The organism is Nitrosomonas eutropha, from assembly GCF_900116685.1.
In the GTDB taxonomy this organism is placed as follows: Bacteria; Pseudomonadota; Gammaproteobacteria; order Burkholderiales; family Nitrosomonadaceae; genus Nitrosomonas; species Nitrosomonas eutropha_A.
In genome coordinates, this window is the sequence record NZ_FPBL01000001.1 from 162,927 (window position 1) to 183,690 (window position 20,764).

Sequence of the window (20,764 nt, forward strand, 5' to 3'; positions counted from 1 at the left end):
CTCCTGAGAAGTGAAAGAGCGCCGTTGTCGGGTTGTTCATTTGTCCGAGCCTCACGAAATAGACCGTTGCAGCGCTCCTCAGTACAAATGGAACATCATTCACGCTGAATGATGTTGATGAAAAATTTCAAATACCTGCATCTGCTTTAAGCTGCTCTACGATGTCGGTTTTTTCCCAGGTAAAGCTGGATTCTTCCCGACCAAAATGGCCATACGCAGCCGTTCTGCCATAAATCGGGCGCAGCAGATCCAGTTCATGAATGATCGCTCTGGGGCGCAAGTCAAAATTTCGGGTGATCAGCTCGGCAAGTTTTTCATCTGAAACTTTACCGGTACCAAAGGTTTCTACCATTAATGAAACCGGCTTGGCCACGCCAATTGCATAGGCCACCTGAACTTCACATTTGCGTGCCAGGCCGGCAGCTACAATATTTTTGGCGACATAACGGGCAGCATAAGCAGCGGAGCGATCCACCTTGGAAGGATCCTTGCCGGAAAAAGCACCGCCACCATGATGAGCCGTACCGCCGTAAGTATCCACGATGATCTTGCGCCCGGTCAGTCCGCAATCTCCCATCGGCCCGCCCACCACGAAACGACCGGTAGGATTAACCAGATACCGAATATCACTACTCAGCATTTCTGCCGGTAACACAGGTTTGATGATTTCCTCGATAACGCCCTCGCGTAGATCACCATTGGAAATATCCGGAGCATGCTGAGTCGAAATAACGACTGTTTCAATATTTTTCGGGAATCCGTTCTCGTAACGAACAGAAACCTGGGATTTAGCATCCGGGCGTAGCCATGACAGCTGGCCGCTTTTTCTCAGTTTTGCCTGCTGTTCAACCAAACGATGTGCATAGTAAATCGGCAACGGCATCAGTTGCGGTGTTTCGTCACAGGCATAACCGAACATCAGCCCCTGATCCCCCGCCCCTTGATCCATTTCCTCCTCTTTGCTGCGATTCACCCCTTGGGCAATATCGGGAGACTGCTTGTTAAAAGCGGTCAGTACCGCACAAGTGCTGGCATCAAAACCAATTTCAGAACTGGTATAGCCAATTTCGCGTACGGTATCGCGCGGGATGACATTGTAATCAATGGTAGCATGAGTCGTTATTTCACCTGACAAAACGATCAGTCCTGTACTGCACATAGTTTCACAGGCTACGCGCGCATGAGGATCCTGTTGCAGGATTGCATCTAGAATTGCATCCGATATCTGGTCAGCCACCTTGTCAGGGTGACCTTCAGATACGGATTCAGAAGTAAAAAGATAGTTACTCATAGTTTGTTTTGTTAATTAAATTTGGATATGAATGAGATAATACGCAGGCGAGAGTAAAACCAATTCTGGATTTGAAGCCAAAGACTGCGGTTATTTATTAAGGCACCGTGCAAAAACTACCTTAAAACACTGTTTGTTGAGCAATCGGATTATTCCAGAAATCCGTAGGAAAATCATTGTTCTTTTTACCGATCCCTGCTTGGGCCAGGCAATGCGGATGCAATAATCTGTCATTTTTTCATCTCAATGCTCCCCGAAAATGCAGATTATCTTGACTATCTACAGGAGTTTTCCATGAATACTGTTTTGATTACCGGTGCCAATCGGGGAATCGGACTGGAATTTGCCACACAATACGCGGCAAACGGGTGGCAGGTAGTAGCCTGCTGCCGGCAACCGCAACAGGCTGTGGCGCTCAACCAGCTGGCTGAGCAGTACAAAGATCATTTTTTCATTTACCAGCTTGATATACGAGAGCCTACCGAAATAGATCAGTTGTCACAAAAGCTGCACGATTTGTCTATTGATGTGCTGATTAATAATGCAGGCGTTTATCCACCTGCACAAAATGGAGAGTTCGGTCATATTAACTATGGTGACTGGATGGAGGCCTTCAGGGTCAATACATTTGCTCCCCTCAGAATGGCAGAAGCCCTGGTTAAGCAGGTTGCTCGCAGCAAATTGAAAGTTATCGCCACCATCACCAGCAAAATGGGCAGTATCGACGATAACCAGCGTGGCGGCAGTTATATTTACCGATCCAGCAAAACTGCCGTAAACATGGTGGTAAAAAATCTTGCCATTGACCTGCAGCCTCGCGGCATTATTTCAGTGCTGCTGCACCCGGGCTGGGTACAGACCGATATGGGTGGACATGGCGCGTTAATCACAGCAAAGCAGAGTGTGACCGGCATGAAAGACATTCTGGATAAAATCACCCATACGGATACAGGCAAATTTCTTGCCTACGATGGACAGCATATCCCCTGGTAGTCTTTTTTTGCCAGCCGCTCAAGCAATAAGCTTTTACCTGTAACCAAATGCGCTCATCTTATGTGGTACAACTCGACGATGAAGCAGCAACCCTGTTCCTGGGAGAGCAGCTTGCGGCTATACTTTGCCCTGGTTTGACCGTATTCCTTTATGGTGATCTGGGGGCCGGCAAAACCACGCTCGCACGTGGAATATTGAAAGGGCTGGGGCATCACGGCAAGGTAAGAAGTCCCACCTATAACCTGGTTGAAATCTACAAACTTTCAGCGTTATACTTGTATCACTTTGATTTTTATAGATTCAATGACCCATTGGAATGGGAAGAAGCAGGCTTTCGGGAATATTTCAACCAGAATTCCATCTGTCTGGTTGAATGGCCTGAAAAAGCAGGGGAATTTCTGCATGCAGCTGATCTGAAAATATGGATCAGTTATTCTGGAACAGGAAGAATCGCCGAGTTCAAGGCGGAAACGGAGGCAGGGGAACAATGCTTATCACACTGGCAAAAACAGGTATCCGAATGAATCAATCCGGAACCAGGCAATGCTCTCCATTTCTATTTTTCATTATAGCTATCTTCCTGCAACTGGCTTTGTATAGCAACGCTACATCAGCCGGTACTCAAATCACGGCAGCACGCTACTGGGCCGGGCCTGAGTATACCCGGTTGACACTGGAATCGAGTAAGCCGGTCAAATACGCGGTCAGCACACTCCAATCACCCAAAAGAATCGTGATGGACATAGAGAATATTTCATTGTCCGATGTACTAAAGAGCTTGCCAGCAAAGACTGAATCACAGGATCCCTTGGTTGGTGCATTAAGAGTCGGTAATTTCAATTCACGGACTGTCAGACTGGTCGTGGAATTAAAAACGGATGCTGTACCCAAAGCATTCGCGCTTGATCCTGTGGATCAATTCGGGCATCGGCTGGTGCTGGATCTTTATCCATCAAAAAAATCAGCAATAGAACCGCATGAACAGGATCCACTCATAGCATTAATACAAAAAAACAAGAAACCTGAACCGACTGCTCATTCACGCAATGTGACCCCCGCTACAACTCCAAAAGCTGTCCTGACAGCAACCCGCCGCAAACCTGAAAAAAACCGGATTATTACTATCGCCATTGATGCCGGACATGGCGGCAAAGATCCAGGAGCAATTGGTCCGCAAGGCACCATGGAAAAAAATATAACCCTGTCCATTGCCAGAAAACTCAAGGCCCGAATTGACAAGGAGCCCGGTATGCGCGCCGTACTGATTCGTGATGGAGATCACTTCATATCGCTGCCGGGACGCCGTATCAAGGCAAGACAAGCCAATGCCGACCTATTCGTGTCTATTCATGCAGATGCTGCTCCACGGAGAGAGGCGCATGGCGCTTCAATTTATGCATTATCAGAAAATGGCGCCACCTCCACTACAGCGAGCTGGCTGGCCAGGAAGGAAAACGAGGTGGATCTGATCGGCGGAGTTAAACTGGATGACAAAGATCGCTACCTAAAGCAAACACTAATTGATCTGTCCATGAATGCCACGATTAATGACAGTATCCGGCTGGCCAATCACGTGCTGAATGAAATCGGGACGATCAGCCATCTGCACAAAAAAAATGTAGAGCAAGCTGGTTTTGCGGTACTCAAATCACCTGACATTCCATCTGTGCTGGTTGAAACTGCATTCATCAGCAACCGAACTGAAGAAGCCAAACTTAATTCAGAGATTCACCAGAACAAATTGGTTGATGCGATATCAGTCGGACTTAAACGCTATTTCAGCAGCGGATCCTGGCAGACACGGATGGATGTTGCCGATACCAGATAAGAAATATCAACCTTTACCGATTCTCTCTGACCATATCGTTTCTCCGAGATGTCTGGTTATGGGTAAAGCAGCTCTAGTTTGTAGCCCATAGCATTGAGCTGATTCGTATTCAAGAAACATTGAACCTGTATTTCACTTCCCCCCACAAATACTGACTGATCAGCTGCTGAATCCAGATAATCCTTTGCCGTAAAAATACGATTTGCAAGCGGTTTTTCATCCGTATCTGTTAGCGTTAGCAGTAATGCCGGTAACGCTTGCGGGAAAGGCGCATGATTGCGGATGATTGCAGAAAGCTCCACCACGTCAGGATCAGCGGAAGAACTGACACGCAAATCTGATGATTCCAGGCTCAATAAATGGAGATGACGCGGTAAATCAACCTCGCATTGCATCAGCGTGCAATATTTATCCAGTACCGGTCGAAATGCAGGAAAAGCAATAAATATTTCAGTGCGATAGGCATGCATAAGCTGGCTCAGGAGCAATACCAGCAATACTGCATTGGGCACCAGCCAACGCCGGGAAATTCTTGACGCAGACGGTTGAATATCAAAATGATCGACAGGGGGCGATGTTTCGGCAATCGGCATTGCAGTAACATTATCAGAACCGGATTGATCCGAATCTGGTGGAGGTAATATCACAACCGGTTGAATACACACCCCTGGAACAGCTATCAGTGCTGCAAAACCGTTGAATACCTGCTTACACTGTCCGCAGCGCACATCACCGTTATGCGAATGCAGCTGCCCCCCCGTCAGGCAAAAAATCGTATGACAGCCGGGGCAGCGTGTAACCAGCGTCATAATGTCCTATTGACTGATTTCCGACCTGCAAGTAGTACCCATCCCTGATCTTTTGCAGCAATCTGCATATCAAACCACTCACTGTAAATCTGCAAAACTTCATCAGCCTGGGTTTCCAGTATTCCTGAAAGTACGATACGTCCGCCTGGTTGCAAAGCATTCATCAGAACAGGGGCCAGCACAATCAGGGGATTAGCCAGAATGTTAGCGACCACTACGGAAACAGGACGTTGCCTGGTATCAGCATGATCACTACCTCCAGAAAAGGATAGTGCAGTGGTAAACAATAATTTATCCGGATCACAGAGATTATTCCGGGAATTTTCGAGGCTGGCAGTAATGGCATTCGGATCAATATCTACGCCCATTACCCGGTCAGCCCCCAGTTTTAACGCTGCGATTGCCAAGATCCCGGAGCCACAGCCATAATCAAGCACGCTGTCACCAGGTTGAAGAAATTCATCCAGCCAGCCCAGGCACAACTGTGTGGTCGGATGACTGCCCGTACCAAAAGCCAGACCTGGATCCAGTCGCAAATTAATCGCTGCAGGATCGGGTAAATCATGCCAGGATGGAACAACCCACAATCGTGAGGAAATTTTGATTGGCTCGAATTGTGCCTGTGTCAATCTGACCCAATCCTGTTCCACCACTTGCGTCAATTGATAATCTGGCAGTGCAGATATCCCCATTACCCGAGCTACTGCCTGCACAATTTCATCAACATCCGTATTCTCTTCAAGCAATACTGTCACCTCTGCCTGTCGCCAGAATTGCTCCGGGAAAGCACCTGGTTCACCAAACAGAGGCTGCTCCTGATCAGTTCCTTCACCCGCATCATGTACATCAACTGACAGCGCGCCCTGCTCCAGCAACTGGTCACTTACCGAATCAACGTAATCGGATCCAACTTTAAAAGTCAGAGAAAGCCAGGACATAGCTGATCTGTGTAACAGGTTTTCTCACGATCACATCAAGTTATTTTTTTGTTATACAGTGCAAGCTTGTTTTCGAGATAGTGAATGGAAACAGAATCGGATACAAAGTTACAATCCGCCAAAAGATCCAGATGTAACGGGATATTGGTTTTGATTCCTTCAATGATCATTTCAGTAAGCGCAATACGCATACGTGCAATAGCGAGGTCGCGATTGTCACCATAGGCAATTACCTTGGCAATCATGGAATCATAGTAAGGTGGCACGCGATAATTATGATAAATATGGGAATCGACTCTGATCCCGGGGCCGCCTGGAGCATGGTACTGTGTAATACGTCCGGCTGAAGGAGTCAGTTTATAGGGATCTTCCGCATTGATGCGGCATTCTATGGCATGTCCTCTGGTCACAATATCTTTTTGCTGTACTGACAGCTTTTCTCCTGCCGCCACACGAATTTGTGCTTGAACCAGGTCAATACCAGTGACGGCTTCTGTCACCGGATGCTCGACCTGAAGCCGGGTATTCATTTCAATGAAATAAAATTCATTGTTCTCATAAAGAAACTCAAAAGTTCCCACCCCTCTGTAATTGATGCGCTTGCAAGCCTCGACACATCGCTCACCGATTTGATTACGCAACTTGACCGAAATACCTCGTGCCGGTGCCTCTTCAATAATCTTCTGATGACGGCGTTGCATGGAGCAATCCCTCTCTCCCAAATGAACGGTATTGCCGTATTCGTCAGCCAGGATCTGGAATTCAATATGACGCGGGTTTTCCAAGTATTTTTCTGCGTAAACCACCGGGTTACCAAACGCAGCCTGCGCCTCATTACGCGTTGTAATCACTGCATTCGAGAGCGCTGCTTCAGTGTACACGACGCGCATCCCGCGCCCCCCGCCCCCTCCAGCCGCCTTGATAATGACCGGATAACCGATTTCCTTGACGATTTTCCTTACTTCATCAAGTGAATCCGGCAACGCACCCTCTGAACCCGGTACACAGGGAACACCCGCCTGCAGCATTGCATGTTTTGCAGAGACCTTATCTCCCATCAACCGGATTGTATCCGGCCGAGGGCCGATGAAGAAAAAACCGCTCTTTTCCACCCTCTCTGCAAAATCCGCGTTCTCGGATAAAAAGCCGTAACCTGGATGAATGGCTTCCGCATCCGTTACTTCAGCAGCACTAATGATGGCGGGGATATTCAGGTAACTTTGCGCAGAAGCTGCCGGGCCGATACAGACTGATTCATCGGCCAGCTTGACATATTTAGCCTCGGCATCCGCTTCCGAATGAACCGCTACGGTCTTGATACCCATAGTCCGGCACGCTCGCTGGACGCGCAATGCTATTTCTCCACGATTTGCGATTAATATTTTTTCAAACATATAAATTAAACGATGAAAATCAGATCCGGATAGATTCCTGAAAATTCAGAGAATTGTTTCTCGAAAGATTATTATTCGATAACAAATAGCGGCTCGCCGTATTCAACAGGCTGGCCATTCTCCGGCAAAATGGCTTTGATTTTTCCTCCCCGATCGGTTTCGATTTCATTAAGCAGTTTCATGGCCTCAATGATACACAGCGTATCTCCGGCCTTTACTTGCTGACCTACTTCAGCAAATGGTTTTGCCCCCGGAGCTGAAGCACGATAAAAGGTACCTACCATGGGAGATTTGACAATATGTCCTTCCGGCAGACCTGGCTTCTCTGGTACATCGCTCTCACTGGCTATGGACGCTGCCGGCTCTATCGGAACAGGGATCTGATATTGCGGCATAACCGTTGCCGCCGATTGTGTCAGGGTTACGGATTTGCTGATACGAACCTTCTCTTCCCCCTCTGTTACTTCCAGCTCTGTAATACTGTATTCCTCTACTAATTCAATTAATTTTTTGAGTTTTCTCAAATCCATTTTGTCCTCCGGGGCAGGTCCCTTTCATAAGTGCCCTGATCTATCTTCAGGGATAGAAGTTTTACGTCTTGTGATGATGGCTGGTAACTGATTTGGCTTGTAAATCAATTGATCAAGTCTGCTTTGTCATTTGTACTGATCACCGGGTAAAAAATAATTTAACTGATTTAGGACAAATATATTTGAGTAATGTCCCGTTTACACTACTGTCTGGCCAAAGCAAATTGCAGTGCCAGCTCATATCCTGCAGCACCCAATCCACTGATAACCCCAACAGCAATATCCGAAAAATAGGATGTACGGCGGAAATGTTCGCGAGTATAGATATTGGAAAGATGAATTTCGACAAAAGGCAGATCTGCGGCAGCCAGGGCATCACGCAGGGCTATGCTGGTATGTGTTAAAGCGGCGGGATTGATGATAATAAAGCCAGTACCATCATTCATGGCTTCTTGTACACGATCGATCAATTCATGCTCGGCGTTGCTTTGAAAGGTATCTAACACCACAGAAGCTGCCTGCGCCCTTGCGACCAGATTCCTGTTAATATCTTCCAGTGTTGTGTGCCCGTAAATAGACGGCTCTCTTCTACCTAAAAGATTCAAATTGGGACCGTGAACAACCAGGATTTTCGCAACCATTGCAACTATATCAACCATCCGTTTCTATGGATTAATTATGGCGTGTTATCGTACTGTTGTACAGTTTTTTATGTGTTTTCGCCGAAGTTGAAGAATATTTAACTTCATTAAATCACGAAACAAGCAATTCAAGGGTCACGTTATTCATCTCTCATAAAACAACACCTGGCAATAGGAATAATGAGTGATTTCATAGTGATTGGAGCTGGGATTATTGGTCTTTCCACTGCGCTCCGATTACTTGAAGAAGGAGCATCAGTCACGCTCATTGAACGTCACAAAGTTGGCTGCGAGGCATCATGGGCGGGCGGGGGCATTCTGTCTCCTTTGTGCCCGTGGAACTACCCGGACACTGTAAACCGACTTGTTACTTTCAGCATATCACTCTATCCGGAATGGACTGCTGCACTGGGTACGGCCACAGGAATTAACCCGGAATATCACGTATGCGGACTTCTCGTTCTTCCACCCTATGATCTGGATGAAGCTGTCAGCTGGTGCGCCGCTCATGCGACACCGTTGACATACCAGATATTTCCACCTTCAACCCATACCTGGACATCCCGGATCCAAATCTGTACCCAACAGCAGACTGATCAGGCACTGTTGCTTCCTGACGTTGCCCAGGTTCGAAATCCACGTCTGTCACAAGCGTTATGCAAACGCGTCAAACAGCTCGGTGGAAATATTATTGAACACTGTGAGGTTCAGAAGTTGAATGTAACCAGACAGGAAGTCAGATCTATCCGGATTCCACATAAAAACCTCTCAGCCGATCGATACATCCTGTCAGCCGGTGCATGGAGCAGACAAATTCTTGGAGAGTATGCGTTGAATATTGAAATAAAACCAATCCAGGGACAGATGCTGTTATACAAATTTTCGGAAAAGCCTTTGCATTCTGTTGTACTGCAAGAAGACCTTTATCTCATCCCCCGGCGTGATGGACATTTACTCGTCGGCAGTACAATCGAAGATGTCGGATTCGATAAGTGCATTACACTGGAAGCGAAAGATAAATTATCCAAATGGGCAAGAAAAATATTACCAAAGCTGAGTAGTATGCTGCCGCTAAGGCACTGGTCAGGCTTGCGCCCCGCCACACCTGGTAATATTCCAGTAATCGGGGCACATCCATTCCTTAAAAATCTTTATGTCAACAGTGGACATTTTCGCTATGGCGTCACGATGGCCCCCGGCAGTGCAGAAATATTAACGAACGAGATCATGCAACGAGCTCAACCTTTTGACACCACGCCCTATCAGCAAGGATGGAATCTGTCTGGATAATTTCAATCAGACACGCTTATTGAAACCGGCTGGCTCAGCCTTTGGTAATGGAAATGTTACGGATTCAAGGACTCCCGCCAGTTCTTCCACCACCACACTCTGATTCGACTGCTCCGTCGCAATCTGCTCAAGACGCTCCAGTACCTGCTGAACCAGTATCTCCGGAGCAGATGCACCCGCAGTAATTCCAATACACTGTTTGTTGGCCAGCCAGCTCTCCTGCAACTGTGCTGCCTGATCAACCATATATGCTTCTACATTCTCGTTTCTGGCCACCTCACAAAGGCGATTTGAATTTGAACTGTTTGGCGAACCCACCACAATCACCAGATCACAGAGCTTAACCAGCTTTTTGACAGCATCCTGTCGATTTTGCGTGGCGTAGCAAATATCATCTTTCTTCGGACCAACAATCTTTGGAAAGCGTCGTTTCAGCGCCTCAATCACGCGCGCTGCATCATCAACAGACAATGTTGTCTGGGTGACATATGCCAGATTATCCTCATCCTCGACCTGTAGTCCGGACACGTCTTCCGCTGTTTCCACAAGGTACATCTTCCCTTTTTCCTTCTCGACCTGCCCCATGGTTCCCTCAACCTCAGGGTGACCCTGATGGCCGATCATGACGATCTCCTTGCCCTCTCGATCCATTTTGGCCACTTCCACGTGCACCTTGGTAACAAGCGGGCAGGTAGCATCAAATATCTGCAGATTGCGAGCAGCTGCATCTCTTCTTACTTCGTGGGAAACACCATGAGCACTGAAGATAAGCATGCTCCCTTCCGGCACCTCCTCCAGATTTTCTACAAATACTGCTCCTTTTTTCTCCAGATCTTCAACCACGAAACGATTGTGAACAACTTCATGCCTTACATAAATAGGGGCACCATACATCGTCAATGCACGTTCAACAATTTCAATGGCCCGGTCAACACCAGCACAGAACCCTCTCGGATTTGCAAGTAATACCTTGATCATCAGCCTATTTCTCCATGATTTATGCGTAGGTTTGATTATAAAATAATCCTGAAGAGGTTTTCAGTTTTCATCTCTGAAGTCACTTCTATCCCATTAACACATACTCGTTATTCATCTTCATCCCGTTTCGCCCGATTCAATAAGGCTATAAACAGGGCGACAATTAACCCCCAAACCCTCGTTGCATATAAACTTCTTAAAATCCTTTCTCTCTGGCTGTATACTTTCAAAATATTTCACGACATGCGATTGATCATGAAATGTTTAACCAACTTCAAAACTTGATGGTTTTATTTGAGTATTCCTGATGGGCGCACTGATTTTTTATACTTTCATCTATTTCGCCGGGCATTTTGCTGCGCTCGGGCTGAACATAATTGCAAACAAAAAACTACTCAACCACCGCTTGGTCGGCCTGATTGGTGTAATCCTGGTAGCAATAATGCATGGTTACAAAATTATCAACAGTACTGGCCACGATGAAGATACGCTGTATGCGATAAGTTATTTCGTCGTTTTCCCGGTGGTGGTCATCAGCGCAGTTCTCTTTTATTTGGGTGGAAAAGATAAAGATGATAACAATCCCAAATAAATGACAGGATTGTACGACATCTCTCCTTCTTTTTGATACATGACCTCTTTGTCACCTGACCAGATTATCCGCCAGGAAGTTCTTGCGCTATCAGCCTATCATGTCCCGCCTGCAGGGAATATGATCAAACTGGATGCAATGGAAAATCCCTATCGGCTCCCCTCCTTTTTAGGTGAAGAGATTACCCGGATTACAGCAGATGCGCCTATCAACCGCTACCCTGATCCGCATGCCGCAGCACTCAAAGAAATGCTTCGAACATCGCTAGCTATTCCAGATGGAATGGAAATCATGCTGGGAAATGGTTCAGATGAAATCATTCAAATCATCATGCTGGCAGCTGCAAAACCAGGAGCAAAGCTACTGACTGTTGAACCCGGATTTGCCATGTTCAAAATGATTGCCACATTCACAAATATGGAATATGTCGGTATTCCGTTAAAACCAGATTTTTCGCTGGATATTGACATGATGCTCACGGCAATTTCACACCACCAGCCAGCTATTCTGTTTTTGGCCTACCCGAACAACCCCAGCGGCAATCTGTTTGATGAGATCGCCCTGAATAAAATAATTCAAGCATCCAAAGGCCTGGTTGTAATAGACGAAGCTTATCATCCATTTGCAGGAAAAAGTTTTATTGAAAAACTCCCAGACTATCCGAATTTACTGGTTATGCGAACGCTTTCAAAATTGGGATTGGCCGGGCTTCGCCTCGGGTTCCTGGTCGGCAGGTCGAACTGGCTGTATCATCTAGAGAAATTGCGCCTGCCTTACAATGTCAATGTAATTACTCAGCTTGTCGCAGAAAAAATTATGCAACATTACGATACGCTACAGCATCAGGCTGACATAATTAAACAAACTCGAGCCAAATTAAGAATCTTTCTTGAAAATCTGGAAGGTGTTGAACCCTATCCCTCTGATGCCAATTTCATTTTATTTCGGCTCAACAACGCCAGCCATGTTTTCAAGCAACTTCAGCAGCGCCGTATTTTGGTGAAGAACCTTGACAACAGCCACCCCTTATTAAAAAATTGCCTCCGTGTAACAGTTGGCACGCCCGAAGAAAATGATTATTTCTGCGATACACTGCAAGATTTGATCGCTGAAAATTAACCGGAAGACCGAGCAAAATACCCCGTTCAAATTTAAATACTCATGCGCAAAGCTCAAGTTACTCGTAACACCCAGGAAACACAAATTACCGTAGCAATCAACCTGGACGGCCAGGGTAAAGCGGAATTAGATAGCGGCGTTCCTTTTCTTGATCACATGCTAGATCAGATTGCCCGCCATGGAATGATTGACTTGAATGTTGCAGCTAAAGGTGACCTTCATATCGATGCCCACCATACTGTGGAAGATATTGGCATTGCACTGGGTCAGGCACTGAATCGCGCCGTTGGTAACAAAAAAGGAATATTTCGCTACGGTCATGCATATGTGCCTCTGGACGAAACCTTGTCAAGAGTAGTCATCGACTTATCCGGAAGGCCTGGCCTACAGTTCAACACCATATTCACACGCGCGGTTATCGGCTCTTTTGACGTCGATCTGATCCGGGAATTCTTTCAGGGCTTTGTCAATCATGCCATGATGACACTGCACATAGATAACCTTGCTGGTAAAAACGCACATCACCAGGCTGAATCCATTTTCAAGGCATTTGGCCGTGCACTGCGTATGGCTGTAACAATTGATCCGCGCTGTGATGACCTCATTCCATCCACCAAAGGCGTGCTGTAGGTAAAAAACACTCAAAACATTCTGACACGAACATGAACTCGATTGCCGTTGTAGATTACGGGATGGGCAACCTGAGATCGGTATCCAAAGCACTGGAATATGTCGATTCATCTGCGGTTGTCACGGTAACCAATGATCCGGATGTTATCCGATCTGCCTCACGCGTTGTTGTTCCTGGCCAGGGTGCGATGCCTCATTGCATGCAGGCTCTGGATGATCAGGGCTTGCGTGAAGTAGTAGTCGAAGCAGCCCAAAATAAACCTTTTCTCGGCATTTGCCTCGGACTGCAAATGTTGTTTAAGGAAAGCGCGGAAGGTGATACCTCAGCACTGGGTATTTTGCCAGGCAGTGTGAAAAAATTAGGTGTGCTTGAGGTTGCCGGTAACAACACGCCAAAACTCAAGATTCCTCACATGGGCTGGAACCAGGTTCACCAGACTATGGCGCATCCACTGTGGAATGGAATTGATACTGGCACACGCTTTTACTTTGTTCACAGCTATTACGTAGCTACAGATGAACCGAGAATTGTGGCGGGCAGTACCAATTATCTAGCCCCATTCACATGTGCAGTCGCCAGGGATAATATTTTTGCCACCCAGTTTCACCCAGAGAAAAGTCATTCCGCAGGATTGGCATTATTGAGTAATTTTCTGAAATGGATACCATAACAACGTTTCAGCATCATCCTATCCAGCATTTCCATCGTATTATCAATTTTTTCAAGTCTGATCATTAACTTCGATAACTTCGTATGCTGATTATTCCTGCTATAGATCTGAAAGACGGACAATGCGTCCGCCTGAAGCAAGGCATCATGGAAGATGCCACAGTATTTTCAGAAACCCCTGAAACAGTTGCACTGCACTGGCTGGATAACGGAGCCCGTCAGCTGCATCTGGTTGACCTGAACGGTGCTTTTGCCGGAAAACCTAAAAATGGCGAAGCTATCCGCGCGATAGTCGAAGCCATTGATGGAAGAATTCCAATCCAGTTGGGTGGAGGAATCCGCGATCTGGAAACTGTTGAATACTATCTGGATAATGGCATCAGCTACGTAATTATTGGAACGGCTGCGGTCAAGATACCTGGTTTCCTGCACGATGCCTGCTATGCGTTTCCAGGCCAGATTATGGTCGGACTGGATGCCAAAGGCGGAAAGGTGGCTGTTGACGGCTGGTCCAAAGTAACCGGCCATGACGTTATTGATCTTGCAAAAAAATTTCAGGATTACGGTGTCGAAGCAATTATTCACACCGACATTGGTCGTGATGGCATGCTCAGCGGCCTCAATATCGAGGCTACTGTGGAGCTCGCTCAGGCGCTGACAATTCCCGTCATTGCAAGTGGCGGCGTGACCAACCTGGATGACATCAGGAAATTGTGCCAAGTCCAGTCCGAGGGAATCACTGGCGTCATCACCGGCCGGGCAATTTATCAGGGCTCCCTTGATTTCAAGGAAGCACAAGCCCTGGCAGATCAGCTGGATTCAGCAAAGTGATTGACATAACTCACAGAGATCTACCGGTTTTGTACTTTTTATCCCCTTCTTTTTTATCTAATTTATCTCTGATAATTTTGACCAATGGGATTAGCCAAACGTATTATTCCCTGTCTTGATATTAAGGACGGGCGCGTCGTCAAAGGTGTCAATTTTGTCTCTCTGCGGGATGCAGGAGATCCGGTTGAAATTGCCCGCAGCTATAACGAACAGGGAGCGGATGAACTCGTCTTTCTCGATATTACTGCAAGTGTGGAAAATCGCGATTTAATCCTGCATATTGTGGAAAAGGTCGCCTCACAAGTTTTTATCCCGCTAACGGTGGGAGGAGGCGTCCGCAAGGCTGAAGATGTGCGCAGGCTACTGAACGCGGGGGCTGACAAGGTCAGCATCAACACTTCCGCAATATTGAATCCGGAGCTGATCGAGGAATCAGCAGATCATTACGGCTCTCAGTGTATCGTAATCGCCATTGACGCCAGGCAAGCGCCTGACGGAAACCCTGAATCTCCACGCTGGGAAGTATTTACCCATGGCGGGCGCAAGCCAACCGGGACTGATGCGATTGAATGGGCTCAAAAGATACAATCCCTGGGTGCCGGAGAAATCCTGCTAACCAGCATGGATCGTGATGGCACCCGTTCTGGATTTGATCTTGTTCTGACACGCGCGATCTCCGATGCAGTGGACTTGCCTGTTATTGCCAGCGGTGGCGTAGGCAACCTGGATCACCTGGTGGATGGTATCTTGCAAGGTCATGCCGATGCAGTGCTGGCAGCCAGTATTTTTCATTATGGCGAATTCAGTATCCGCCAGGCCAAGGAATATCTGTTATCACACGGTATAGAAGTCCGCTTGTAAGAACCTGTTCAAGATCTCAATCAAGGGATGCAGTACAAGGCAAAATTGAATGAGCAAGCGGAGCATACTTGAAGTATATGTGAGCATTTTGAGTTCAATTTCAACGCCGTAATGCGCCCTTCAGTGAGATATTGAACAGGTTCTGAGAAAATGGAACACAGTCTTTACTCCTAAGCCACTACAATTACCAGGGATGCTATTTTTCCTACGGCACCCCCACATTTTGCAAGTATTCCTGAAACTGTTAAGATCGCCCTGAAAACAGCGGCGCACAAGGAGCAGCCAATGACAGACGAGTGGCTTGACACAATAAACTGGTCAGTTGACGGCCTCATCCCGGTAATTGCACAAGATGAAAATGGCGGCAAGATTCTGATGGTGGCCTGGATGAACCGCGAAGCGCTCAAACGTACTGTCGAAACTGGTGAAGCGATTTACTGGTCGCGCTCCAGAAAGAAGCTGTGGCACAAAGGTGAGGAATCTGGTCATACCCAGACAATCAAGGCAATACATCTGGATTGTGATGAAGATGTCCTCCTCCTCAGTGTGGAACAAAAGGGGGGAATTGCTTGCCACACAGGCAGGCAAAGCTGCTTTTTCCGCCGATTGAAAAATGGGGAGTGGATTGTTACAGAGCCGGTTATTAAAGACCCATCACAAATTTATACCCAATGACCTCTTCAACGATATTGCAGCGATTGACTCAGACGATTGAAGCACGCAAAAGCGCCGACCCTGCTCATTCCTACGTTGCAAAGCTGCTAAACAGTAACGAGGACAAGGTGCTAAAAAAAATTGCCGAAGAAGCCGCTGAAACTATCATGGCTTGTAAGGACAATGACAAAAAACAGATTATTTATGAAACAGCGGACTTGTGGTTTCATTGCTTGATCATGCTTGCCCGGCACGACATCTCGCCGGAAGCTATACTGTTGGAACTGGAACGAAGAGAAGGAGTATCCGGTATTGAAGAGAAATTATCACGATCTCAAAACCAACCTGTTAACCAAGGCTGAATAATATGGAAGACTGTATATTCTGCAAAATCGTACACGGCAAAATCCCAGCCACTAAAATCCATGAAGATGACGATACCGTAGCGTTTCATGATATTCATCCGGCAGCGCCTGTGCATTTTATGCTGATCCCCAAACAACATATCGCATCGTTAAATGAGGTTGGCCTGAGTCATCAGCAGCTACTCGGGAAGATGCTGTGGCTAGCTCCCCGCTTGGCGTCAGACCAGGGATGCACAGATGGATTCCGAACCATTATCAATACCGGACGGGTAGGAGGACAGGAAATTTTCCATCTCCACTTTCACGTTATCGGGGGAAAGGATCGCTTGCCCGCCATGATTCATCACGGCTAATCCGCTTAAGGAGCAAATAATGGGAAGTTTTAGTATTTGGCACTGGCTGGTTGTTCTGGCGATCGTTGTGCTGGTATTCGGGACCAAAAAACTGCGCAACCTTGGCAGCGATCTGGGAGGAGCTGTCCGTGGATTCAAGGAAGGTATGAAGGGTGCTGAAGAGGAAAATACCCAGCCACCTCCTTCACAGCAACAGGTAACCGGCCATTCGATCAAAAGTGAAATAGAAGAAAAAGATCAGACAAAAGTGTGATCTGACAATATGGCTCTGCGCAATCACCGAAACAGGGTTTTCCAGGTAATCCCGAAGCAGCATTCAACGATATTCGAACCCACAAATGTTTGATATCAGCTTCACTGAACTTATCGTCATTGGAATTGTAGCCCTTGTGGTCATCGGGCCGGAGCGATTGCCGGCGGTTGCACGCACAGCAGGTTATTTTCTGGGGCGAGCCCGACGTTATGTCGAGCAGGTAAAACGTGATCTGAATGAAGAAGTGGAGCTGGACAGCCTGAGAAAACTCAGGGATTCCATGCACGAAACCGTCGATTCATTTGAGAACTCGGTGCGCAGCGAAATAAACAAAATACAGGAAACAGCAGATACCCGGCCCGCAGCCGTGCCTGAAAAAGAATCTCATACAGTTGAATCAGGGGGGAAAATCGAGCCCGAAAATACCGAGGCAGCTGCTTCATCAACCCCTAAAGAACCCCGGCAACCGGGCAGTTAGTTTTTGCAGAGATTCAACCACTGCAAGCCGCCAACAGCCTCTTTTTTATCAAGCCACTCAATTTAATCACAGGATAAACCACAGCAACAGATGGATGATGACAATACTTTTATTTCGCATCTGGTGGAATTACGTGCCCGGCTGATTCGGGCACTGCTAGTACTGTTTCTGGGTTTTCTCCCCTGCGCCTTTTTCGCGCGAGAGCTGTACAGTTTCCTGGCCTTTCCTCTGTTGGAAAAACTGCCGCAAGGCGGGCAAATGATTGCCACAGAAGTGGTGACTCCATTCTTCATCCCGATGAAAGTTGCACTAATGGTAGCATTTCTCGTCACCTTGCCGCACACGCTCTATCAGATTTGGGCATTTGTCGCACCTGGTCTGTACAGCCACGAAAAACGCCTGTTTTTGCCGCTGGTATTTATCAGCAGCCTCCTGTTCTTCACAGGCATGGCATTCGCCTACTTCGCCGTGCTACCGCTGGTATTTGAATTCATCGTCTATTTCGCGCCAGAAGGTGTCGCTGTCATGACCGACATCAGCGAATACCTCAACTTTGTATTATCAATGTTTCTGGCTTTCGGCATCACATTTGAAGTACCGGTTTTCGTACTGATCCTCATCCGTACCGGTCTCGTTTCAATAGAAAAAATGAGATCCATCCGCCGCTTCGTTCTGGTTGGTGCATTTGTCATCGGCGCGATTTTCACCCCGCCTGATGTCATGTCGCAGATCTTGCTGGCAATTCCTTTATATCTGCTTTATGAACTGGGTATCCTCTTTGCTGCCCTGTTGATGAAACAATCCACTCGGGAATCAGTATCATCCACCATGCAGCATCAACGTGACAATACTGGAAAAAATGAATAACAAAAACCAGTTGATCAACCGCATGCCAACAGCAAAATTCTCCCCACACTGCAGAAAAATTACCAGCCAGTTCCGGAACCATCCTCCAGGATCATTCTTGACATGGCCATAGCGCTGCTATAGTCTCCACTCCCTTGCTTGAGGTGTCCCAGATGCATTTGCACGAGGGATGAAACGGGAAGCCGGTGCGCGCTGGAATCAACCAGTGCCATGCCGACACTGCCCCCGCAACGGTAAATGAGTTAATATTCTGCACACGCCACTATGCCATCCGGCACGGGAAGGCGCAGAATCAGGAAATAAATCCACTCATAAGTCCGGAGACCGGCCTGAAGCAATATCACGTTATTGCGGAGGGCGATACATGGCACCGGATCTTATTCCTGGCATTCAATCATGCCAGGCTCCTTGCTGTTTCTCCGCAATCTGTTTATAACCCGATCATCGCGCGGGTGTGCGCGAAGGAAACAATGTCCAGAAATTATGCTCCATTTGTACTGGCTCTATGGCTGGGAGTCAGTCTTTCCGCTGTCTCATGGGCAGAAGAAATCAGCTATCTCGAAAACCCGGTTGTTGTTACCGCCAGCCGTACTGATCAAGCTGCAGAAGATACACTTGCCTCGGTTACCGTCATTACACGAACCGATATTGAGCGTCAGCAGGCACGTTCCATGCAAGATCTGCTGCACGGCATCGCGGGTATCAACATCGCCAATACCGGTGGCCCTGGAAAATTGACCACACTTCTCCTGCGAGGGACAGAGTCCGACCACGTACTGGTTCTGGTTGATGGCATCAGAATGGGCTCTGCCACCTCCGGTTTTAGTGAAATCCAGAATTACCCGGTAGAGCTGATTGATCATATTGAGATCGTCCGGGGACCACGTTCCAGCCTGTACGGTCCGGAAGCAGTAGGTGGCGTTATCCAGATCTTCACGCGCAAAGGTGGAAAAAAAGGATTAAAACCCACTCTCAGTTTTGGGGGGGGCAGCTACGGAACCATCAATGGTTCAGCCACCCTCTCCGGTGGTAGCGAACGCGCCTGGTTTAATCTCGGCATTAGTGGATCGGACACCAATGGCTTCAATGCTTGCAAAGGTTCTTTTAGCGCAGGATGCTTCACTGTTGAGCCGGACAAGGATGGCTACCGCAATATCTCCGGCTCGGCCCGCGCCGGTTACCATTTCGATAATGGATTGGATATTGAAGCCAGTTTTTTACATGCTGACGGGCATATCGAATACGATGGCAGCTTTCAAAACAGAACGAAACTGGCACAACAGATGATTGGAGGAACTGCACGTTATTCGCCTTTTGAGCCTTGGCGCATCACATTAACAGCAGGACGCAGTAATGAAGATTCTGATAATTTCAAGGGAAAAATGTTCAGGACGCGCTACCATGCCCGGCGCGATACGATCTCCTGGCAAAATGACATAACCATTACCCCGAATCAGCTTCTGACCATCGGTACGGATTATCTGTACGATCATATTAACAGCTCGGAAAAATTTACTACCACTTCACGCTATAACTGGGGGGTATTTGCACAGCACCAGCTTTCATTTGCAGCGCATAAACTGCAGCTTTCTTTACGCCATGATGATAACCAGCAGTTTGGCAGTCAGGTAACCGGTGGTGCTTCCTGGGGCTACTCACTGACCGAACGGGTCAGGCTAACCGCTGGCTTCGGCAGTGCGTTCAAAGCGCCTACCTTCAATGAACTGTATTTCCCTGGATTTGGCAACCCTCATCTTAAGCCGGAAGATGCCCGCACGGTGGAACTGGGTGCAACCGGCCGGTTCAACTGGGGTAATTGGTCGCTCAATCTGTATGAAACCTGGATTGATAACCTGGTCTCATATAATGCGGCAACATTCGCTCCAGATAATATAGACAAAGCGCGCATACAAGGATTGGAGGCCATCCTCAACACTGAAATCAAAGGCTGGCTGATTCAAACCAACCTCACTTTTCTTGATCCGGAAAATCGCTCCAAAGGTGCTAATCGAGGCAATATCCTACCACGACGCAGCAAACAGGCTTTCCGGATTGATGCCAGTCGCCAGCTTGGTAATTTTGTGGTGGGGGCACTGTTTCTTGCGGAAGCCAATCGTTACGATGATCTGGCAAATAAGCAAAAACTGGATGATTACGTCAAAGTCGATTTACGGGCAGAATATCTGATCAATTCACAGTGGCGCATACAAGGGCGAGTTGAAAACCTGTTTGACAAGGACTATGAAACCGCTGCATTCTTCAACCAACCGGGGCGCAGCTTCTTTGCCACCCTGCGCTATCAACCATAGAATAACAAAATCGTCATTACGAACACCGGCGGCGTGAAGCAACTCAGCGAATTTTGAAAAGTTACTTTTACCGCCACCAGAATCCAATTA

24 protein-coding genes and 2 riboswitches are annotated in these 20,764 nt (G+C 47.4%); of the genes, 17 read left to right on the top strand and 7 right to left on the bottom strand.

Features of this window, described 5'->3' with window-relative positions; all coding sequences use genetic code 11:
* Nucleotides 1-9 precede the first annotated feature (9 nt).
* A riboswitch (S-adenosyl-L-homocysteine riboswitch) is annotated at nt 10-87 on the bottom strand.
* 40 nt (nt 88-127) lie between these two features.
* On the bottom strand, nt 128-1,291 hold the full coding sequence (metK, locus tag BM331_RS00780; RefSeq protein WP_074926034.1) for a methionine adenosyltransferase: 1,164 nt from the start codon (nt 1,289-1,291) through the stop codon (nt 128-130).
* A 294-nt stretch (nt 1,292-1,585) separates the two neighbouring features.
* Between metK and BM331_RS00785 the strand changes: the two genes are divergently transcribed.
* The 3 genes from BM331_RS00785 to BM331_RS00795 are packed head-to-tail and all read left to right on the top strand — an operon-like array spanning nt 1,586 to nt 4,112.
* Nucleotides 1,586-2,284 (top strand): SDR family oxidoreductase, encoded by a 699-nt coding sequence (locus BM331_RS00785; protein ID WP_074926036.1) that lies wholly within the window; start codon nt 1,586-1,588, stop codon nt 2,282-2,284.
* Between the two features lie 47 nt (nt 2,285-2,331).
* On the top strand, nt 2,332-2,808 hold the full coding sequence (gene tsaE / locus BM331_RS00790) for a tRNA (adenosine(37)-N6)-threonylcarbamoyltransferase complex ATPase subunit type 1 TsaE (RefSeq protein WP_074926038.1): 477 nt from the start codon (nt 2,332-2,334) through the stop codon (nt 2,806-2,808).
* Nucleotides 2,772-4,112, top strand: coding sequence for an N-acetylmuramoyl-L-alanine amidase (locus BM331_RS00795; RefSeq protein ID WP_256214756.1), 1,341 nt, complete (start codon nt 2,772-2,774; stop codon nt 4,110-4,112). Before tsaE ends, BM331_RS00795 begins: the two co-directional genes overlap by 37 nt.
* 56 nt (nt 4,113-4,168) lie before the next feature.
* Here the strand turns inward: BM331_RS00795 and BM331_RS00800 are convergent, their stop codons facing one another.
* The 5 genes from BM331_RS00800 to aroQ form a co-directional block, all read right to left on the bottom strand.
* Nucleotides 4,169-4,921: a zinc-ribbon and DUF3426 domain-containing protein gene (locus tag BM331_RS00800; RefSeq protein WP_074926043.1), complete on the bottom strand. Its 753-nt coding sequence runs from the start codon at nt 4,919-4,921 to the stop codon at nt 4,169-4,171.
* Complete coding sequence (gene prmA / locus BM331_RS00805; RefSeq protein WP_074926046.1) at nt 4,918-5,859, bottom strand: 50S ribosomal protein L11 methyltransferase; 942 nt, start codon at nt 5,857-5,859, stop codon at nt 4,918-4,920. The genes BM331_RS00800 and prmA overlap by 4 nt, the downstream gene beginning before the upstream one ends.
* 35 nt (nt 5,860-5,894) lie before the next feature.
* Nucleotides 5,895-7,253 carry an acetyl-CoA carboxylase biotin carboxylase subunit gene (gene accC, locus BM331_RS00810; protein WP_074926049.1) on the bottom strand — a complete coding sequence of 453 codons (1,359 nt, stop codon included), beginning with the start codon at nt 7,251-7,253 and terminating at the stop codon, nt 5,895-5,897.
* A gap of 71 nt (nt 7,254-7,324) precedes the next feature.
* Nucleotides 7,325-7,783: an acetyl-CoA carboxylase biotin carboxyl carrier protein gene (gene accB, locus BM331_RS00815; RefSeq protein ID WP_074926052.1), complete on the bottom strand. Its 459-nt coding sequence runs from the start codon at nt 7,781-7,783 to the stop codon at nt 7,325-7,327.
* Nucleotides 7,784-7,986: 203 nt separating this feature from the next.
* Nucleotides 7,987-8,424, bottom strand: a complete 438-nt coding sequence (aroQ, locus tag BM331_RS00820) for a type II 3-dehydroquinate dehydratase (protein ID WP_074926054.1) — start codon at nt 8,422-8,424, stop codon at nt 7,987-7,989.
* 180 nt (nt 8,425-8,604) lie between these two features.
* Between aroQ and thiO the strand changes: the two genes are divergently transcribed.
* Nucleotides 8,605-9,714, top strand: coding sequence for a glycine oxidase ThiO (gene thiO, locus BM331_RS00825; protein WP_074926057.1), 1,110 nt, complete (start codon nt 8,605-8,607; stop codon nt 9,712-9,714).
* A gap of 6 nt (nt 9,715-9,720) precedes the next feature.
* Here the strand turns inward: thiO and ispH are convergent, their stop codons facing one another.
* Complete coding sequence (gene ispH / locus BM331_RS00830; protein ID WP_074926059.1) at nt 9,721-10,692, bottom strand: 4-hydroxy-3-methylbut-2-enyl diphosphate reductase; 972 nt, start codon at nt 10,690-10,692, stop codon at nt 9,721-9,723.
* A 307-nt stretch (nt 10,693-10,999) separates the two neighbouring features.
* On the opposite strand from ispH, the gene BM331_RS00835 reads away from it, so the two are divergent.
* The 13 genes from BM331_RS00835 to btuB all read left to right on the top strand — a co-directional run bounded on the left by BM331_RS00835 (nt 11,000) and on the right by btuB (nt 20,674).
* Complete coding sequence (locus BM331_RS00835) at nt 11,000-11,284, top strand: hypothetical protein (protein ID WP_074926061.1); 285 nt, start codon at nt 11,000-11,002, stop codon at nt 11,282-11,284.
* Nucleotides 11,285-11,323: 39 nt separating this feature from the next.
* A complete protein-coding gene (gene hisC / locus BM331_RS00840) occupies nt 11,324-12,403 on the top strand; it encodes a histidinol-phosphate transaminase (protein WP_074926063.1) in 1,080 nt (359 codons plus the stop codon).
* Between the two features lie 42 nt (nt 12,404-12,445).
* On the top strand, nt 12,446-13,033 hold the full coding sequence (gene hisB / locus BM331_RS00845; RefSeq protein WP_074926067.1) for an imidazoleglycerol-phosphate dehydratase HisB: 588 nt from the start codon (nt 12,446-12,448) through the stop codon (nt 13,031-13,033).
* Between the two features lie 32 nt (nt 13,034-13,065).
* Nucleotides 13,066-13,704 (top strand): imidazole glycerol phosphate synthase subunit HisH, encoded by a 639-nt coding sequence (gene hisH, locus BM331_RS00850; RefSeq protein ID WP_074926070.1) that lies wholly within the window; start codon nt 13,066-13,068, stop codon nt 13,702-13,704.
* Nucleotides 13,705-13,787: 83 nt separating this feature from the next.
* Nucleotides 13,788-14,534: a 1-(5-phosphoribosyl)-5-[(5-phosphoribosylamino)methylideneamino]imidazole-4-carboxamide isomerase gene (gene hisA, locus BM331_RS00855; protein ID WP_074926072.1), complete on the top strand. Its 747-nt coding sequence runs from the start codon at nt 13,788-13,790 to the stop codon at nt 14,532-14,534.
* A gap of 84 nt (nt 14,535-14,618) precedes the next feature.
* The gene (gene hisF / locus BM331_RS00860) at nt 14,619-15,395 is read left to right on the top strand and encodes an imidazole glycerol phosphate synthase subunit HisF (protein WP_074926075.1); all 777 of its coding nucleotides are present in this window, start codon (nt 14,619-14,621) and stop codon (nt 15,393-15,395) included.
* Nucleotides 15,396-15,680: 285 nt separating this feature from the next.
* Complete coding sequence (gene hisI / locus BM331_RS00865) at nt 15,681-16,070, top strand: phosphoribosyl-AMP cyclohydrolase (protein WP_074926079.1); 390 nt, start codon at nt 15,681-15,683, stop codon at nt 16,068-16,070.
* Nucleotides 16,067-16,411, top strand: coding sequence for a phosphoribosyl-ATP diphosphatase (locus BM331_RS00870; RefSeq protein WP_074926080.1), 345 nt, complete (start codon nt 16,067-16,069; stop codon nt 16,409-16,411). The genes hisI and BM331_RS00870 overlap by 4 nt, the downstream gene beginning before the upstream one ends.
* 5 nt (nt 16,412-16,416) lie before the next feature.
* Nucleotides 16,417-16,767, top strand: coding sequence for a histidine triad nucleotide-binding protein (locus BM331_RS00875; protein WP_074926083.1), 351 nt, complete (start codon nt 16,417-16,419; stop codon nt 16,765-16,767).
* Nucleotides 16,768-16,786: 19 nt separating this feature from the next.
* A complete protein-coding gene (gene tatA, locus BM331_RS00880) occupies nt 16,787-17,020 on the top strand; it encodes a Sec-independent protein translocase subunit TatA (protein WP_074926086.1) in 234 nt (77 codons plus the stop codon).
* Between the two features lie 85 nt (nt 17,021-17,105).
* Nucleotides 17,106-17,498 carry a Sec-independent protein translocase protein TatB gene (gene tatB, locus BM331_RS00885; protein ID WP_074926088.1) on the top strand — a complete coding sequence of 131 codons (393 nt, stop codon included), beginning with the start codon at nt 17,106-17,108 and terminating at the stop codon, nt 17,496-17,498.
* A gap of 90 nt (nt 17,499-17,588) precedes the next feature.
* Complete coding sequence (tatC, locus tag BM331_RS00890) at nt 17,589-18,365, top strand: twin-arginine translocase subunit TatC (protein ID WP_074926091.1); 777 nt, start codon at nt 17,589-17,591, stop codon at nt 18,363-18,365.
* A 124-nt stretch (nt 18,366-18,489) separates the two neighbouring features.
* Nucleotides 18,490-18,712, top strand: a riboswitch (cobalamin riboswitch).
* A 123-nt stretch (nt 18,713-18,835) separates the two neighbouring features.
* The gene (gene btuB / locus BM331_RS00895) at nt 18,836-20,674 is read left to right on the top strand and encodes a TonB-dependent vitamin B12 receptor (RefSeq protein ID WP_074926783.1); all 1,839 of its coding nucleotides are present in this window, start codon (nt 18,836-18,838) and stop codon (nt 20,672-20,674) included.
* The last annotated feature ends 90 nt before the right edge of the window (nt 20,675-20,764 follow it).

What these genes read in the sequence shown, in the direction of transcription:
- prmA (WP_074926046.1), bottom strand. Translation starts at nt 5,859, where the DNA reads ATGTCCTGGCTTTCTCTGACTTTTAAAGTTGGATCCGATTACGTTGAT.
- tatC (WP_074926091.1), top strand. Translation starts at nt 17,589, where the DNA reads ATGGATGATGACAATACTTTTATTTCGCATCTGGTGGAATTACGTGCC.
- aroQ (WP_074926054.1), bottom strand. Translation starts at nt 8,424, where the DNA reads ATGGTTGCGAAAATCCTGGTTGTTCACGGTCCCAATTTGAATCTTTTA.
- BM331_RS00835 (WP_074926061.1), top strand. Translation starts at nt 11,000, where the DNA reads ATGGGCGCACTGATTTTTTATACTTTCATCTATTTCGCCGGGCATTTT.
- accB (WP_074926052.1), bottom strand. Translation starts at nt 7,783, where the DNA reads ATGGATTTGAGAAAACTCAAAAAATTAATTGAATTAGTAGAGGAATAC.
- hisF (WP_074926075.1), top strand. Translation starts at nt 14,619, where the DNA reads ATGGGATTAGCCAAACGTATTATTCCCTGTCTTGATATTAAGGACGGG.
- tatA (WP_074926086.1), top strand. Translation starts at nt 16,787, where the DNA reads ATGGGAAGTTTTAGTATTTGGCACTGGCTGGTTGTTCTGGCGATCGTT.
- BM331_RS00800 (WP_074926043.1), bottom strand. Translation starts at nt 4,921, where the DNA reads ATGACGCTGGTTACACGCTGCCCCGGCTGTCATACGATTTTTTGCCTG.
- hisB (WP_074926067.1), top strand. Translation starts at nt 12,446, where the DNA reads ATGCGCAAAGCTCAAGTTACTCGTAACACCCAGGAAACACAAATTACC.
- hisA (WP_074926072.1), top strand. Translation starts at nt 13,788, where the DNA reads ATGCTGATTATTCCTGCTATAGATCTGAAAGACGGACAATGCGTCCGC.
- BM331_RS00795 (WP_256214756.1), top strand. Translation starts at nt 2,772, where the DNA reads ATGCTTATCACACTGGCAAAAACAGGTATCCGAATGAATCAATCCGGA.
- metK (WP_074926034.1), bottom strand. Translation starts at nt 1,291, where the DNA reads ATGAGTAACTATCTTTTTACTTCTGAATCCGTATCTGAAGGTCACCCT.
- ispH (WP_074926059.1), bottom strand. Translation starts at nt 10,692, where the DNA reads ATGATCAAGGTATTACTTGCAAATCCGAGAGGGTTCTGTGCTGGTGTT.
- thiO (WP_074926057.1), top strand. Translation starts at nt 8,605, where the DNA reads ATGAGTGATTTCATAGTGATTGGAGCTGGGATTATTGGTCTTTCCACT.
- BM331_RS00870 (WP_074926080.1), top strand. Translation starts at nt 16,067, where the DNA reads ATGACCTCTTCAACGATATTGCAGCGATTGACTCAGACGATTGAAGCA.
- hisC (WP_074926063.1), top strand. Translation starts at nt 11,324, where the DNA reads ATGACCTCTTTGTCACCTGACCAGATTATCCGCCAGGAAGTTCTTGCG.
- tatB (WP_074926088.1), top strand. Translation starts at nt 17,106, where the DNA reads ATGTTTGATATCAGCTTCACTGAACTTATCGTCATTGGAATTGTAGCC.
- accC (WP_074926049.1), bottom strand. Translation starts at nt 7,253, where the DNA reads ATGTTTGAAAAAATATTAATCGCAAATCGTGGAGAAATAGCATTGCGC.
- BM331_RS00785 (WP_074926036.1), top strand. Translation starts at nt 1,586, where the DNA reads ATGAATACTGTTTTGATTACCGGTGCCAATCGGGGAATCGGACTGGAA.
- BM331_RS00875 (WP_074926083.1), top strand. Translation starts at nt 16,417, where the DNA reads ATGGAAGACTGTATATTCTGCAAAATCGTACACGGCAAAATCCCAGCC.
- hisI (WP_074926079.1), top strand. Translation starts at nt 15,681, where the DNA reads ATGACAGACGAGTGGCTTGACACAATAAACTGGTCAGTTGACGGCCTC.
- btuB (WP_074926783.1), top strand. Translation starts at nt 18,836, where the DNA reads ATGTCCAGAAATTATGCTCCATTTGTACTGGCTCTATGGCTGGGAGTC.
- hisH (WP_074926070.1), top strand. Translation starts at nt 13,066, where the DNA reads ATGAACTCGATTGCCGTTGTAGATTACGGGATGGGCAACCTGAGATCG.
- tsaE (WP_074926038.1), top strand. Translation starts at nt 2,332, where the DNA reads ATGCGCTCATCTTATGTGGTACAACTCGACGATGAAGCAGCAACCCTG.